Source organism: Variovorax endophyticus (assembly GCF_025376855.1).
Lineage (GTDB): Bacteria > Pseudomonadota > Gammaproteobacteria > Burkholderiales > Burkholderiaceae_C > Variovorax.
This window is the reverse complement of record NZ_JAHUTH010000022.1, coordinates 18,901-33,877: the sequence shown is the minus strand read 5'-3', so window position 1 is coordinate 33,877 and position 14,977 is coordinate 18,901. Positions and strand designations below refer to the sequence as shown.

13 protein-coding genes are annotated in these 14,977 nt (G+C 68.0%); 8 read left to right on the top strand and 5 right to left on the bottom strand.

Features of this window, described 5'->3' with window-relative positions:
• Positions 1-5: 5 nt before the first annotated feature.
• The 5 genes from KV106_RS25790 to KV106_RS25770 form a co-directional block, all read right to left on the bottom strand.
• On the bottom strand, positions 6-1,259 hold the full coding sequence (locus KV106_RS25790) for an ABC transporter substrate-binding protein (RefSeq protein ID WP_261213373.1): 1,254 nt from the start codon (positions 1,257-1,259) through the stop codon (positions 6-8).
• 45 nt (positions 1,260-1,304) lie between these two features.
• On the bottom strand, positions 1,305-2,768 hold the full coding sequence (locus KV106_RS25785) for an aldehyde dehydrogenase family protein (RefSeq protein ID WP_261213540.1): 1,464 nt from the start codon (positions 2,766-2,768) through the stop codon (positions 1,305-1,307).
• Positions 2,769-2,901: 133 nt separating this feature from the next.
• The gene (locus KV106_RS25780; protein ID WP_261213371.1) at positions 2,902-3,909 is read right to left on the bottom strand and encodes a hydroxyquinol 1,2-dioxygenase; all 1,008 of its coding nucleotides are present in this window, start codon (positions 3,907-3,909) and stop codon (positions 2,902-2,904) included.
• A 26-nt stretch (positions 3,910-3,935) separates the two neighbouring features.
• Positions 3,936-4,466 (bottom strand): cupin domain-containing protein, encoded by a 531-nt coding sequence (locus KV106_RS25775; RefSeq protein WP_057594344.1) that lies wholly within the window; start codon positions 4,464-4,466, stop codon positions 3,936-3,938.
• Positions 4,467-4,596: 130 nt separating this feature from the next.
• On the bottom strand, positions 4,597-5,541 hold the full coding sequence (locus KV106_RS25770; protein ID WP_057594343.1) for a LysR family transcriptional regulator: 945 nt from the start codon (positions 5,539-5,541) through the stop codon (positions 4,597-4,599).
• Between the two features lie 95 nt (positions 5,542-5,636).
• On the opposite strand from KV106_RS25770, the gene KV106_RS25765 reads away from it, so the two are divergent.
• The 8 genes from KV106_RS25765 (at position 5,637) to KV106_RS25730 (ending at position 14,974) form a co-directional block, all read left to right on the top strand.
• A complete protein-coding gene (locus tag KV106_RS25765; protein ID WP_261213369.1) occupies positions 5,637-7,184 on the top strand; it encodes an amino acid permease in 1,548 nt (515 codons plus the stop codon).
• Between the two features lie 160 nt (positions 7,185-7,344).
• Positions 7,345-8,496 carry a tetratricopeptide repeat protein gene (locus tag KV106_RS25760; protein WP_261213367.1) on the top strand — a complete coding sequence of 384 codons (1,152 nt, stop codon included), beginning with the start codon at positions 7,345-7,347 and terminating at the stop codon, positions 8,494-8,496.
• Entirely contained in the window at positions 8,496-10,034 is a 1,539-nt protein-coding gene (locus KV106_RS25755) for a L,D-transpeptidase family protein (RefSeq protein ID WP_261213365.1), read from the top strand. The genes KV106_RS25760 and KV106_RS25755 overlap by 1 nt, the downstream gene beginning before the upstream one ends.
• A 412-nt stretch (positions 10,035-10,446) precedes the next feature.
• A complete protein-coding gene (locus KV106_RS25750; protein ID WP_261213364.1) occupies positions 10,447-10,632 on the top strand; it encodes a Flp family type IVb pilin in 186 nt (61 codons plus the stop codon).
• A 15-nt stretch (positions 10,633-10,647) separates the two neighbouring features.
• Positions 10,648-11,142: an A24 family peptidase gene (locus KV106_RS25745; protein ID WP_261213362.1), complete on the top strand. Its 495-nt coding sequence runs from the start codon at positions 10,648-10,650 to the stop codon at positions 11,140-11,142.
• 77 nt (positions 11,143-11,219) lie between these two features.
• Positions 11,220-12,245: a Flp pilus assembly protein CpaB gene (gene cpaB, locus KV106_RS25740; RefSeq protein WP_261213359.1), complete on the top strand. Its 1,026-nt coding sequence runs from the start codon at positions 11,220-11,222 to the stop codon at positions 12,243-12,245.
• 39 nt (positions 12,246-12,284) lie between these two features.
• Positions 12,285-13,655, top strand: a complete 1,371-nt coding sequence (locus KV106_RS25735; RefSeq protein WP_261213356.1) for a type II and III secretion system protein family protein — start codon at positions 12,285-12,287, stop codon at positions 13,653-13,655.
• Between the two features lie 17 nt (positions 13,656-13,672).
• Entirely contained in the window at positions 13,673-14,974 is a 1,302-nt protein-coding gene (locus KV106_RS25730; RefSeq protein WP_261213354.1) for a histidine kinase, read from the top strand.
• Positions 14,975-14,977: the final 3 nt, after the last annotated feature.

Sequence of the window (14,977 nt, the reverse complement as noted above, 5' to 3'; positions counted from 1 at the left end):
GGCGGTCAGAGCGCGCGCAGCTTGCCGCCGGTGGGAATGGCCGGCGCGGCTTCGTTGTTCACGAGGGTGAGTTCCACCTTGTACTTGGTGCCCTTGCCCCACTGGCCGAGCACCAGCGGTGTCTTGCTGACGTTCCTGAACGGCCCCTGCCCGCCCCACTTGACCGGGCCGACCACCGACTGGATCGAGGTCGCGGCCACCGCATCGCGCACGTCGGCGGCCTTGAGCGACTTCGCGCGGCCCAGCGCATTGGCCGCCACCTCGAACAGCGCATGCGCGAAGCCGATCGGCTGCGTCCACTGCTTCTTCGTGCCGGCCTCGTAGGCCTCGGCCAGCGCCTTCGCGCTCTGCTTCGTGAGGCTCGACGCGAAGGGATGCGAAGGGCTCCACCAGACCTCGGTCGAGAGGCCGTCGCCGAGTTCGCCCAGCGCCTCGATCGCGCCCGGGAACAGCAGCGCCTTGCCGAGCGTGATCGCCTTCGGTTTGAAGCCCTGCTGCCGCGCCTGCGTGAGGAAGGTCTTGGCATCGGGCGGGATCACCACGCCGGTCACGATCTCCACGCCCTCCTTCTTGAAGGCCGCGATCTGCGCGCTGAAGTCCTGCGTGCCGTTCTGGAAACGGCCCGGGTCGGTGAGCGTGAAGCCCATCTGCGCGAGCGGCTTCGGAAAGCCCAGTTCCTTGTCGCCCCAGGCATTGCCGTCGCCGTCGTTCGGGAACAGGCCGCCCACCTTCTTGTTGGTGGCCAGCGTCTTCCAGCCGCTGGTGAAGTTGGCGATGACGTCCTCGAGGCCCCAGAACAGGTGATAGGTCCAGTCGAAGCCCTTGGCCGGATCGCCCTTGCGGCCGAAGAACCAGGGCTGCCACGGCACCACGCTCGAGATGCAGGGCACCTCGTTGAGCTCGCAGGCATCGCTGACCGGGTTCGCGGTCTCGGGCGTGCCGGCCGTGAGCACCAGCGCCACCTTGTCCTTGAGGATCAGGTCGTTCGCGACCTCGCCCGCGCGGTTCGGGTTCGACTGGCTGTCCTTGAGCACGATCTGCACCGCGTACTTGCGGCCGCCGACCGCGATGCCGTCCTTGAAGGCGGCCTTCATCTGGTCGATGACCCACTTGTCGGCCTCGCCGAAGGGCGCGAGCGGACCGGTCTGCGGCGACACGTAGCCGATCTTGAGCGTATCGGCCGCGAACGCCAGCGGTGTCGCGCCCGCGGCGACGAGGGCCGCGCCGGCCTGGGTGAATTGCCTGCGATTGAATGTCATGGCTGTCTCCTGTTCTTGTGTCTGCGGATGCCGCTCTGCCGAAACTCAGCGCGCGAAATGCGGCGGTATCCGCGCGTCGACGTTGACCCACACGCTCTTGACCTGCGTGTACTCGCGCATCGCGTCGAAGCCCATCTCGCGGCCGTAGCCGCTCTGGCCCACGCCGCCGAAGGGCGAGCCGGGGTTCACGCGCTTGTAGCTGTTGATCCAGACCATGCCGGCGTGCAGCTCGCGCGCCACCTTGTGGGCGCGCTGCAGGTCCTTCGTCCACAGGCCCGAGCCCAGGCCGTAGTCGGTGCCGTTGGCGATGCGCATCGCCTCCTCGTCGTCCTTGAAGGTCAGCACGGTGACGAAGGGGCCGAAGACCTCTTCCTGCGCGACGCGGTCGCGGTACGACTTCGCGCGCATCACGGTGGGCTCGACATAGCAGCCCCTGGCGAGATCGCCGCCCGGCGACCGGCCGCCCGCGAGCAGCTCGCCGCCCTCGCCTCGTGCCACTTCCACGTAACTCAGCACGCGCTCGCGGTGCTGGGCGCTGGTCAGCGGGCCCATCTCGGTGGTCTCGTCGAGCGGGTTGCCGAGGCGGATCGACTTGGCGAGCGGAACGAACTGCGCGAGGAACTCGTCGGCGATCCGCTCGTGCAGCATCAGCCGCGAGCCCGCGATGCAGGCCTGGCCCTGGTTGTGGAAGATGGCCCAGGCACTGCCGTTGACGGCGGCCTGCAGGTTCGCGTCCTCGAACACGATGTTGGGCCCCTTGCCGCCGAGCTCGAGCTGCACCTTCTTGAGGTTGCCCGCGCTGGCCTGCACGATGCGCCGGCCGGTGGCGGTGCTGCCGGTGAAGGCGATCTTCGCGATCTCCGGATGCTCGGCGATGTACTGGCCCGCCACGCTGCCCAGCCCCGGCAGCATGTTGACCACGCCGGGCGGCAGGCCCGCCTCGGCCATCAGCTCGGCGATGCGCAGCGAACTCAGCGGCGTGATCTCGGCCGGCTTCATCACGATGCAGTTGCCGGCCGCGAGCGCGGGCGCCATCTTCCAGCTCGTGAACATCAGCGGGAAGTTCCACGGCACCACCTGGCCGACGATGCCCACGGGCTCGCGCAGCGTGTAGTTGAGGAAGCCCTCCTCGACGGGAATGGTCTCGCCCTGGAACTTGTCGGCCATGCCGCCGAAGTAGCGGAAGCACGCGGCCGTGCGCGGCACGTCGAGCCGGCGCGAATCGCGGATCGGATGGCCGGTGTCCAGCGATTCGAGGCGCGCGAGCTCCTCGGTGTTGGCCTCGATCAGGTCGGCGAGCCTGAGCAGGATGCGGCCGCGGTCGGCGGCGGCCATGCGGCTCCACGCCGGGAACGCGCGCTTGGCGGCGGCGACGGCCTTGTCGACGTCGGCCTTGCCCGCGAGCGCGACATCCACGATGGGCGTGTTGTCGTGCGGGTTCAGGGTGGCGAGGGTCTCGCCCGATTCGGCGTCGACGAAGCGGCCGTCGATGAAGAGCTGGTGGCGGATGGAAGCAATGGGCATGAGCATTCCTCTCCCTCCCCCTTTGGGGGAGGGTTGGGGTGGGGGCTTCTTCGAAGAGGCGCGGGCTCGCGGAGCCCCCACCCCGGCCCTCCCCCAGCGGGGGAGGGAGACAGGCAGGTCAGAACTGCACGGGAATCTCGGGCGACTCGCCCTTCTGGATCTCGTACACCAGGCTCGGCGAGCCGTTCTCCCACACCAGCAGCATCGAGCGCTTGGGGCTGAAGCCCTGGTGGCGGCAGTAGGCGGGCATGGCGGCCATGTCGCCGGCCTTCATGATCACGCGCGCCATGGGCTTGCCGGTGTTCTTGTCGCCGCAGTCCCAGTGGATCTCGTCGGTCATCTGGAAGAACCACTCGACGCGGTCGTTGCCGTGGATGATCGGCAGGATGTGCTCCTCGGTCGTCGGGCACATGTAGCTGTGCTTGACCACCGAGGTGAAGCTCGGGTTCCAGGTCACCTGCGAGCGGCTCAGGAAGCCGAAGAGGTTGAAGGCATGCACCTCGTTCTCGAAGCCGGGCTCGGAATGCAGCTCGGGCTGGTCCTGCGGCACGTCGGCGAAGGCGCGGTTGACCGGCGCGCCGCGCTCGTCGCTGCGCAGGTCGAGGTCGTCCTTCAGGCCCACGCAGCGCTTGGCGAGCTCGCGCGCCCGCGTGATCTTGGCCGTGTTGTTGCCGTTCTTGCGACCGTAGGGCGAGCCGGTTTCCTGCGGCGCGGCGAAGGGATCGAAGCTCGCATTGGTCCAGTCGTCGAGCATGGCCTCGAAGGTGGCGCGGATCTGCGCGGTCGGGAAGTTCTCGAGCAGGTCGATGCCCGCGTCCTTCATGGTGCCGTTGAAGCTGCCGGCATAGAGGTCGACCGAGTCGTAGTGGTTGACGGTGCCGAACACGCTGTCGAAGTTGACCCAGCCGTAGAAGAAGCCCCAGGCCACGTCGCGCATCAGCGCGCGCAGGTAGTTGCCGGCATCCATGGTGTGGCTCATCGGCCGGCCGTCGCGGGTCTGCCAGCCGATGTGGACGAAATACTCGTCGCGGCGGAAGCGGAAGCTGCCGAGCGAGAAGTCCTTGTAGCCGAGCGTGGCGTCGGGTTGCGAGGCGATGACTCGGGCGAGTTCGGCGGGTGCGTTCATGGCATGTGCTCCTGGTTCAGTGCTGTTCAGTGCGATTGGCAGATCTCGGCCCACTTCTCGACCGACAGATCGCCCTTGCAGGTCTGCAGCACGATCACGCCGGGGCGCGCGCTGCGGAACTGGTAGGCGGTGTTCTTCGGCAGCAGGCCCTGGTGGCCGCGCGAGAGCTTCATCCAGCCCATCTTCTTGCCGCGCGGCTCGCCCTCGACCCGCACGGCGCCGTTCTTCTCGGGGTCGGCCACGGCCTGGGCCGCGTCGAGCCGCACCAGGTGCACCTCGACCTCGCCATCCATCACCAGCGCGAACTCGTCGTGCGCGCAGGTGAACCAGGGCGAGTGGCCCTCGGCGCGCAGGGTCTCGAGCACGTAGATCTGGTTCTGGCCGAACACCACCTTCTCGTAGGGCCGGCTGTTGTTCGCGATCTCGAAGCAATTGGAGAAGGCGTAGTGGCGCACGTCGTCGGCGATCGGCTCGACGTGGCCTTTCTCGTAGTGGGCGAGCGAACCGAAGCGGGTGCGGTAGGCGGGCGCGTCCTGGGTCTGGGCGGTCTGGGTCATGGCGGTCTCCTTGGTTCTGGCTTGGACCGAACTCTAGGAAACAACCGGGACCGCCGGTAGGGACCAGATTGGAAGAGGATTATTCGCAGACTCCGAATAATCGCTGGGGTTTACCCGGGAACGCGCGTCCTCACTCGATCAGTTCGGCCGGGATCATCCCGCGCTCGATCAGCGTGGCGTCCCAGGGCGGCACGCGCGTGAAGCGGGTCGCGATGTGCTCGATGAACAGCCGCAACTTGAGCGCGTTGCGCGAGGTGCCCGCATAGACCGCGCTCAACGAGAACGACGAGAGCTGGTGCTCGGGCAGCACCACGCGCAGCTCGCCGCGCGCGATCGCGTCGCCGGCCACCAGCGTGGGCAGGCAGACGATGCCCGCGTGCTCGAGCGCGTACTCGCGCAGCAGGTGCACGCTGTTGGTCAGCAGCGCGGCCGCGAGGTAGATGGTGGTCTGCTCGCCCTGGTGGTGGAAGGTCCAGCGGTCGCGCGTGGGATAGCCCGAGTACAGGCCCAGCTTGTGGCGGTGCAGCTCGCGCGGGCTCGCGGGCGTGCCGTGGCGCTCGAGGTACTCGGGCGTGGCGCACAGCAGCCGGCGCACCGGGAACAGCGGGCGCGACACCAGTTCCTCGGAGGCGGCCGGGAAGATCTGCAGCGCGCAGTCGACGCCGGCCTTGACCGGATCGACCACCGCGTCGCTCACAATCAGCTCGAGGTGGATGTCGGGGTAGATGGTGTGGAACTCGTGCAGCAGCGAGGCGAAGCGCCCGAGCACCATGCCCGTGAGCGCATGCACGCGCAGCACGCCCGAGGGGGTGCCGCGCGCATCGCGCATCTGGTCGACGATGTCGTTGGCGCGGCCCACGAGTTCCACGCAGTCGCGCAGGAAGGCCTGGCCCACGTCGCTGAGCCGCACCACGCGCGTGCTGCGGTGGAACAGCGGCGCGCCGAGGAACTCCTCGAGCTGCTTGACGCGCGTGGTGACCACCGAGTTCGCCACCCGCAGCTGGCGCGCCGCCTCCGCGAAACTCTGCGTCTGCGCGACGCGCACGAAGGCTTCGATGCTCTGAAGGCGGTCCATGGCGGGACTGTACTGTGCGGGCGCCGCGGCCGGACCCCGGGGCGACGCGGGGGCGCACTTATGATCGCCGCCCTCAGACGGGAGAACACAACGACATGGCAACGGACTCCACCGCGCCCACCCTCGCCTCGCGCACCGCCGCCGAGGAACCCACGCTGCGCCGCGCGCTCGGCACGCGCCACCTGACGATGATCGCCATCGGTGGCTCGATCGGCACCGGCCTGTTCGTGGCCTCGGGCGCCACGGTGTCGCAGGCCGGTCCGGGCGGCGCGCTCGCGGCCTACCTGCTGATCGGCGCGATGGTCTATTTCCTCATGACCAGCCTCGGCGAGCTCGCGGCCTGCATGCCGGTGTCGGGCTCGTTCGCGACCTATGGCGCGCTCTACGTCGACGAGGGCTTCGGCTTCGCGCTCGGCTGGAACTATTGGTACAACTGGGCCGTGACCATCGCGGTCGAGCTCGCGGCCGCGCAGCTGGTGATGCAGTACTGGTTCCCGGGCACGCCGGCCGTGCTGTGGAGCGCGCTGTTCCTCGGGCTGATGTTCCTGCTCAACGCGATCTCGGTGCGCGGCTTCGGCGAGGCCGAGTTCTGGTTCGCGCTGGTCAAGGTGGTGACGGTGATCGCCTTCGTCGCCATCGGCCTCTTGATGATCTTCGGCATCCTGCGCGGCGACCGGCCCGCGGGCTTCGGCAACCTCACGGTCGGCGACGCGCCCTTCGTGGGCGGCCTGCCCGCGATGATCGGCGTGGCGATGATCGCGGGCTTCTCGTTCCAGGGCACCGAACTCATCGGCGTGGCGGCCGGCGAATCGGCCGACCCCGCGAAGAACATCCCGCGCGCGGTGCGCCAGGTGTTCTGGCGCATCCTGCTGTTCTATGTGCTGGCGATCGGCGTGATCGGCGTGCTGATTCCCTACACCGACCCGAACCTGATCAAGACCGACCTCCACGCCATCGGCGTAAGCCCGTTCACTCTGGTGTTCCGCCACGCCGGGCTGGCCTTCGCGGCCAGCGTGATGAACGCGGTGATCCTCACGGCCGTGCTGTCGGCCGGCAACTCGGGCATGTACGCCTCGACCCGGATGCTGTTCAACCTCGCGAAGGACGGCCGCGCGCCGCGCTGCTTCGCGCGGCTCACGCGCGCGGGCGTGCCGCTCAACGCGCTGCTCGCGACCACCGCGGTCGGCGCGCTGTGCTTTTTGACCTCGCTGTCGGAGAGCCAGGGCGTGTACCTGTGGCTGCTGAACCTCTCGGGCATGACCGGCTTCGTGGCCTGGCTCGGCATCGCGGTGAGCCACTACCGCTTCCGCAAGGGAATGATGGCGCAGGGGCTGGATCTCTCGCTGCTGCCCTACCGCTCGCCCTTCTTCCCCTACGGCCCGCTGTTCGCCTTCGGCCTGTGCCTGGTGGTCACGCTGGGCCAGAACTACGCCGCCTTCACGGGCGGGCGCATCGACTGGATCGGCGTGTTCTCGACCTACATCGGGCTGGTGCTGTTCGTGGCGGTCTGGTGGGGCTACCGGCTGGCGCGCGGCAGCCGCTTCGTGGCCTACCGCGACATGCACTTCCCGGCCATGCTGCGGCCGGCGCCGGGGCACGGGCTGGCGGATGCGGCCGGCAAAAGCGACCGCAGCGCCGCCTGAACGGCTCGCCCACCGATTTCGGTGGGGAGAGCGCCAGCCAGTTGCCTCGAGGAATGGAACGGCGTTGCAGCCACGCCGCAGTGTGTCTGGAGGTTAACCGCCCCACTTACAATCCCGGGCGCATCCCCTTTCCTCTCCTCTCTCACGAGGCCTCGTCGCCATGCCCAAGAGCCCCCTGCGCACTCCCCTCAGCCTGACGCCCGTCGTGCGCGCCCTGTTCCTGGCCGCCGCGGTCGGCGCCACGGCCCTGCCCGCGCTGGCGGCCCCCGAGCACGAGGAAGTCGACCGCCTGATGCAGGCCGGCAAGCTCGACGAAGCCTCGGCCAAGGCCGACGCCTTCCTCAAGGACAAGCCGCGCGACCCGCAGATGCGCTTCCTCAAGGGCGTGATCCAGCTCGACACCGGCAAGCGCGCCGAGGCGATCGCCGCCTTCACCCAGCTCACGCAGGACGCCCCCGAGCTGCCCGAGCCCTACAACAATCTCGCGGTCATCTACGCGAGCCAGAACCAGTTCGACAAGGCGCGCAACGCCCTCGAGAGCGCGATCCGCACCAATCCGAGCTATGCCACCGCCCAGGAAAACCTCGGCGACCTCTATGCGCGGCTCGCGAGCCAGGCCTACAGCAAGGCGCTGCAGCTCGACCAGAACAACACCGCGGTCGCGCCCAAGCTGGCGGTGATCCGCACGCTGTTCGTGCCGGCCGTGCCCGGCGCCAAGCCGACCATGCTGGCGGCGGCGGCGCCCGAGGCACCGCGCCCGGCACCGGCGGCTCCAGCTCCGGCACCCGCACCGGTCGCGAAGGCGCCCGCTCCCGCACCGGCACCCGCCGCTGCCCCCTTGCCGGCGCCCGCGCCCGCTCCGGTGGCCAAGGCCCCCGCGCCCGCCCCGGCACCGGCCCCGGCCGTGGTCGCCAAGGCACCCGAGGCTTCGCCGCCGGCCGCCGCACCGGCCGCGCCCGCCGCCTCGTCCAGCGCCAACGCGGAAGTCGAATCGGCCGTGCGTGGCTGGGCCGCCGCCTGGGCCGGCCAGGACATGGACCGCTACCTCGCCGCCTACGGCAGCGACTTCACGCCCGGCGGCGGCCAGAGCCGCAAGAACTGGGAAGAGGAGCGCCGCGCGCGCATCGTCGGCAAGTCCAGCATCAGCGTGAACCTCGAGAACCTCGTGATCCAGGTCAACGGACAGTCGGCCACCGCCAAGTTCCGCCAGGTCTACCGCGCCGACAACCTCAACATCTCCAGCCGCAAGACGCTGGAACTGCAGCGCTCCGGCGGCCAGTGGCACATTCGCAAGGAAAGCGTCGGCGGCTAGTGGCAGACATCGTCCGGCGGGGCCGGCCCCAGATCCCAGAACTGCGGCGCGGCGGGAGCCTGCTGGCCGCGCTGATGGCCGCCTCGGCCCTCGTGCTCGCCATGCCCGCCGGCGCCGCCGGCAGCACGAGCAAGACCTCGCATGCCAAGACGGCCGGCGCCAAGTCCGGCAAGGCTGCCGCCGCTGGCAGCCGTTCGGCGCAGAAGGAAAAAGCCGGCGCCAAGGAAGCGCGCGGCACCCGCGAATCGCGCAGCGCGCGCGAAGCCCGGGAGGCACGCGAAGCCCGTGACGCCAGGGGCGGCAAGGCCCAGGTCCGCCTGAAGAAGGGGGCCGTGGCGACCGCGGCCGCCGCGGCGGCCGGCACCGCCGCCGCTTCTTCCGAAGCCCGCGGCGCGCGCAAGGCGCCGAGCGCGGGCGCGATCCAGGAAGCCGGCAATGCCGAGGCGCGGCTGATCGCGATCTACGAACTCTTCGGCCGCAGCCAGGCGCGGCCCGCATTGGCCAAGGCGCGCGAGCTGGTGCGCGACTACCCGAATTTCCAGCTCGCGCAGCTCGTGTACGGCGACCTGCTCGCCTCGCAGGTGCCCGCTGCCCACAGCCTGTCGGACGCCGCCAGCGTGGCGCGCCTGAAGGGCAATCCGGCCATGGCCGAGCTGCAGGAAGAATCGCGCCGCCGCCTGCAGGCGCTGCGCGAACGGCCGCCGCCGAACACCGTGCCCTCCCAGTTCCTCGAGCTGTCCACGCGCAGCCGCTACGCGATCGCCATCGACGCCTCGCGCTCGCGCCTGTACCTGCTCGAGAACGGCGACAAGGGCCTGAAGCTCGTGGCCGACTACTACATCTCGGTCGGCAAGTCGGGCATCGACAAGGCGTCCGAAGGCGATGCGCGTACGCCGCTGGGCGTGTACTTCATCACCAGCAGCCTCGACCCGAAGTCGCTCAAGGACTTCTACGGCGCCGGCGCGCTGCCGATCAACTATCCCAACGCCTACGACCAGCGCCGCGGCAAGACCGGCAGCGGCATCTGGCTGCACGGCACGCCCTCGCAGCAGTACGCACGCGCGCCGCTGGCCAGCGACGGCTGCGTGGTCATGGCCAACCCCGACCTGCGCCAGCTGCTGCGCAAGGTGCAGATCGGCGCCACGCCGGTCGTCACCGCGCGCAGCCTGCAATGGATTTCCCAGCCCCAGGCCGAAAAGGACGCCCAATCCTTCACCAGCGCGATCAATGCCTGGAAAGACGCCCGGACCCAGGGAAATGAAGCGCAATTGAAAAAATTCTATTTGCCCGATTTTCAGCGCCAGGCGAAAAAATCGGCCGACGGAATTTCAATTGTTCGCGATGAAGTCGAATACGCCCAGGGCAGGCGTATTCAGTTAAAGGATGTTTCCTACCTCCATTGGCGCGACAGCGAGGACACCATGGTCGCCACCTTCGGCGAGGTGTTCGAGGGGGAACGCAGCGGTCGCATGCGCCGTCAGTACTGGCTGCGCCAGGGCGGCGAGTGGAAGCTCTTCCACGAGGAAATCCTGGGCTGATCCCCCTTCGCGAGCAGGGTCAGACCCCTGAACTTGTGATTTTTTGCGCACGGTCCAACCCTTTCTGGACTGTTACATCTTTGCCGTTCCGGGTCGTGTCACGTAACACGTAACACGTCTGTACCCGTAACGCGCCCCTCGCGCGCACCCCTGTTCCGTAACACTCCCTCCCGTCTTCATGGGATGTCGGTGCACGCCTACAGAGGGAAAAATCGTTTCCGAACTGTTACTCAGCGTCTCTGACCAGCCGGTCAACCGATGTCCGTGGGAGTTGGCAGCCATCGTGCTAGTAGTTCTGGACTAGCACAGCGGAACTCCCTTCCATCGGGTTTGCCTTGTTGATACACAGAGTTACGCCGGATAACATTCGCACCGCCAGCCCTTGTTAACGACTTTTTCTGAAAGGTTAATCATGCTCAACGCTATTGCTCGTTTTATTCGTGATGAAGAAGGCGCTACCGCCATCGAATACGGAATCATTGCGGGCCTGATGGCCACGATTCTTCTCGCCGTTTTTGGCAATGGCACTACCAGCGGTGTCGGGGCGATCTTGAAGGGAATCTTCGACAAGATCAAAACCAACGTCACGCCCGCCTAATTTCGCAATTTACGCATGCACCATCTGTGGCTGCTGTGGTTGCTATTTGTCGTGGTCTATGACATTCGTCAGCGGCGCGTTCCAAACTGGCTGGTCCTGGCCGGTGCGGGCGTTGCCGCGGGGGCGATCGCGATGAATTTGCAACCCTTCGGCATCGGATGGCCCGACGCCCTGACAGGCGCAGCCACCGGATTCGGCTTTCTCCTGCTCTTCTACGTCGCCAGCCTCATGGGAGCTGGCGATGTGAAGTTTGCGGGTGCGCTCGGACTGTGGGTGGGCACTTTCGCACTGCTGCCGATCTGGGTCGGCGCAAGCCTCATCGCCGGTTTGCATGCCCTGCTCTGGTGGGTACTGCATCGCTGGCCCGTATTTCCCCGCCTGGCCCTGATCCTCTCAGGTGCCCCACGAGCCGAGAACCAGGGAGCCGGCAAGCGGATTCGCCCCATTCCTTACGCCGCTTACCTCGCCATGACCGCAGCGATCTGGATGGCCTGGGGACGACAGAGCTAGGCGTTCCGCCTGCTCGCTGCCACAGGCTTTCTCCCCAACACCGATCGCCTGGCCACTTTCCAATCCGACGCCGCCTCATGATCAACTTCACCAAAATCATTGCCGCCCTTCTGGTGCTCTTGGCGATCCTTCTCGGGGGCTATGCCTGGATGCTGAGCCGCCAGCCCGCACCGCAGGCACCGGCAGGCGCTTCGCCCGCGCCAGCGGCCGCCAAGCAGTCGGACAAGCCGCAGGCACCGACCTTCGCCGTCGTCGTTGCCGCCAAACCACTCGCGGCCGGGCAGGAAATCCCCGCCGACGCGCTGCGCGTCGAACAACTCACGATCAATCCCGCCGGCGCTTTCAAGGAGACAAGCGCGCTGGCGGGCCGGGTGCCGGTGATCGACCTCGGCGAAGGCTCCCCCCTTCTCGAAGGACAGCTCGTCTCGGGCCTGGCGCTGCGCGTCGAGGAAGGCGAGCGCGCCGTGGCGGTTCGGGCCGACGAAGTGATGGGTGTAGGAAACAAAGTTCAGCCCGGCGACTTCGTGGACGTCTTCGTGATGCTCAAGTCCGACGGCAAGGACGTGGATCGCAGCCAGGCCCGGCTGCTGATGGCGCGCAAGCGCGTGCTGGCCTTCGGCAACGCCTCGGTGGACGGACTGCCTTCGAAAGCGCCGGCGGACAACCGCGGCGGCGGCAACCCCGCCGTGCAGCAGCGCAACAACGAGCCGCCGCGCACCGCCGTGCTCGCCGTACCCGTGCAGGACATCAACCGCCTCACCGCGGCGGAATCCACCGGGAAGCTGCTGCTGGCGCTTCGCAATCCGCTCGACACCGCCATGCCCGATCCGGCTCTTTTCGCGGAGCTGCCGACAGCGCTCCAGCCGCAGGCACCGAAGCGCGGCGAACCGCCGCGCCCGCCACTCGAAGGCCTGAACCTGGCACAGGCTGGCCTGATCACGTCCGACCTCGTGTCGGGAGGCAGCGCCGGCGCGCGCCGTGCCGCGGCCACCGAAACCCGCGCCGTCACCAGGACCGCTCCACGCTCGACCGGCGCGGGCACGAGAGCGGGCCTCGAGGTGGAAATGATCCGCGGCGACCGCAGCGAGACCGTTCGCTACTGATCGAACTGCATCCAACGACCTTGCCCTGAAAGCAGATCCATGCCGGACACCCATCGCTCCACGACCATCTCCAGCGCCCGCCGCCTTCCACCCTTGCTGCGGCCCTCGGTGCTGGCTTTGTGCCTGGCGGCACCCGCAGCCTGGCCGCTGGCCTCGTCGGCACCGGAAACGACGGCCGCGCCCACGACGCCTTTCGTGGTCGCAGCAGGCACGCAGCGAGAGCTCCTGATCGAACGCGGCATCGACCGGCTGGCCATCGCCGACGAGGCGGTCGCCGGCGTCATCATCACGCGCAAGTCGTCCGGATCTCCCGCCGCGCGCCTGCTCGTGACCGGCAAGACAGCGGGCCGCACCACCTTGATGGTCTGGGAAAAAGGCCAAGCCGCGGCGACCACCTACACCGTGGACGTGCAGCGCCGAAGCACCGCGCTGGCCGGCTCGATGGAAAGCCTGTCGGACTACCAGCGCGCGCGGGAAACCGCGCTGCTGTCCACGCAGGAGGAAAAGCCCACCGTCATCGACCGTTCGAGCGTCAACGTGCGCAGCCACACGGTTCAGGTGGCCGTGAAGGTGGTGGAGTTCAATCGCAGCGTGCTCAAGCAAGCGGGCCTGAACCTCTTCAGCACGCGCACGAATTCGCACGGCTTCAGCTTCGGCGTGTTCACGCCCAGCTCCTTGACCAAGGCCACTTTCGGCGGCGACGGTTCGATCACCAGCGAATACAACCTGCCCCTCGCGCAGGCTTTCGGCCTGCTGCTGAACTTCGGCAAGGCGGGGATCGGCCTCAACGTGGGCTTCCTCGAAGGCAACGGCATGGCCCGCGTCCTGGCCGAGCCCACGCTGGTCGCCATGTCGGGCCAGAGCGCGAGCTTCCTCTCGGGCGGCGAGCTGCCGGTCCCGGTTCCCCAGGGTCTGGGCTCCACGGCCATCGAGTACAAGCCTTTCGGCATCGGCCTCAAGCTGACGCCCACCGTGCTGTCGAACGATCGCATCGCACTCAAGGTCGCCCCCGAAGCCAGCGACCTGGACTACACGAACGCCTCGAGCATCAACGGCGTCGCGGTTCCCGCGATCACCACGCGGCGCGCCGACACCACGGTCGAACTCGGCGATGGCGAGAGCTTCATCATCGGCGGCCTCGTCAGCCGTTCGACCACGTCGAACGCGGACAAGGTTCCGCTGCTCGGCGACCTGCCGGTGCTCGGCAGCTTCTTCAAGCAGACCAAGTACCAGATGAACGAGAAGGAACTCGTCATCGTCGTGACGCCACAGCTCGTGAAGCCGATCGCGCGCGACACCGACCTCACACCTTACCTGCCGGGTACCGCGGAACAGCGCGATGGCGCCGTGTGGCGCTCCTACCTACTGGGTCCCGCCGGAGGCAATGTCGTCCCCGGTTTCTCGCGCTGACAAGGACGACCACGAGCGTGCCGCCAGACGCCATGAATGCTCCCCGCGATAGCCTCCCCGAGATCGGCGCAGAGACCTACCTCTTCGCTTCTCCGAGCAACAGCCATATCACCTGGCTGACGGACGCGCTCGGGAGGCAGGGTACCGTGGTGATGCTATCGCCCGACGTCAAATCGATCGACGAACGCATCACCCTGCTCGGACCGGTCGCCGTCTTCCTCGACTTCTCCGGCGACAACACGGCGGCGGCGACAGAGCTGCACCAGCATCTGCGCCGCGACTGGCCCGCGCTTCCGGTGCTGGCGACGGGTGTCTCGGCCGAGCCGGCTTCGATGCTCGCGGCATTGCGCGCCGGTGTCGACGACTTCATCGACATGGCGGCACCTCCCGCCGAAGCGATCAACACTCTGCGCAAGCTGCTCGATCGTCGCAGCACCCGGCAGAACAACGGCACGCGCGGCTGCACGCTCGCCCTGCTCGGTGCGCGTCCCGGTGTCGGCGTGACCACGCTCGCGACCAACCTGTCGCTCTTGCTCAACGAGCAACTGACCCAACCCGCCGCCCAGCCCGGGCCGCGAAGCGCGCGCCATGGCGTCGCGCTCCTCGACCTCGGTCTGCCAGCGCGCGATGGCCTCCTCTATCTCGGCACCCAGAGCGGCTTCAGCTTCGTGGATGCCGTACGCAACCTGCGCCGGCTCGACCAGACGCTGCTGCACACCGCGCTCGCGCACCATGGCAGCGGCACCGCCGTGTTGCCGCTGCCCGTGAGCCTCGCGCAGATGCGCGAGATCTCCCACGCCGACTCGGTCGCGCTGATCAAGCGGCTCGGCGACTTCTTCGATTTCCAGATCGCCGATCTCGGCGGTTTCTCCACCATCGACTTCGTCGCGCAAACGGTCAAGGAAGCGAACAACACCTGGGTCGTCTGCGACCAGAGCATCGGCGCCATCGTCTCCACCGCGAACATGCTCAAGGAATTGCGCACGCGCGGCCTCGAGACCGACCAGATGTCGCTGGTGGTCAACAAGTTCGACAGCCACGTGGGCCTCGCGGCCAAGGACATCGCGGAGCGGCTCGAACTGCCGCTGCGCCACGTGCTGCCCGCGCGCGGCACGCAGCTGCTGGCCGCCTCGAGCCGTGGCGAGATGCTGGTGCGCACCGCGCGCAACGATCCCTACTCGCAAGCCATCGCGGGCCTCGCGCGCGGCCTCCACCAGGAATACACCTCTGGCTCCAGCCCCCAGCCGACCAAGGACCCACGCTGGACGGCGCTGATGTCGAAAGTCACCGGCTTCCGCAAGAGCCCCACCCAAGGTTGAACA

Coding starts and splice junctions, on each gene's coding strand:
- KV106_RS25750 (WP_261213364.1), top strand. CDS start 10,447: ATGCTCAACGCTATTGCTCGTTTTATTCGTGATGAAGAAGGCGCTACC.
- KV106_RS25770 (WP_057594343.1), bottom strand. CDS start 5,541: ATGGACCGCCTTCAGAGCATCGAAGCCTTCGTGCGCGTCGCGCAGACG.
- KV106_RS25790 (WP_261213373.1), bottom strand. CDS start 1,259: ATGACATTCAATCGCAGGCAATTCACCCAGGCCGGCGCGGCCCTCGTC.
- KV106_RS25775 (WP_057594344.1), bottom strand. CDS start 4,466: ATGACCCAGACCGCCCAGACCCAGGACGCGCCCGCCTACCGCACCCGC.
- KV106_RS25735 (WP_261213356.1), top strand. CDS start 12,285: ATGCCGGACACCCATCGCTCCACGACCATCTCCAGCGCCCGCCGCCTT.
- cpaB (WP_261213359.1), top strand. CDS start 11,220: ATGATCAACTTCACCAAAATCATTGCCGCCCTTCTGGTGCTCTTGGCG.
- KV106_RS25745 (WP_261213362.1), top strand. CDS start 10,648: ATGCACCATCTGTGGCTGCTGTGGTTGCTATTTGTCGTGGTCTATGAC.
- KV106_RS25765 (WP_261213369.1), top strand. CDS start 5,637: ATGGCAACGGACTCCACCGCGCCCACCCTCGCCTCGCGCACCGCCGCC.
- KV106_RS25780 (WP_261213371.1), bottom strand. CDS start 3,909: ATGAACGCACCCGCCGAACTCGCCCGAGTCATCGCCTCGCAACCCGAC.
- KV106_RS25760 (WP_261213367.1), top strand. CDS start 7,345: ATGCCCAAGAGCCCCCTGCGCACTCCCCTCAGCCTGACGCCCGTCGTG.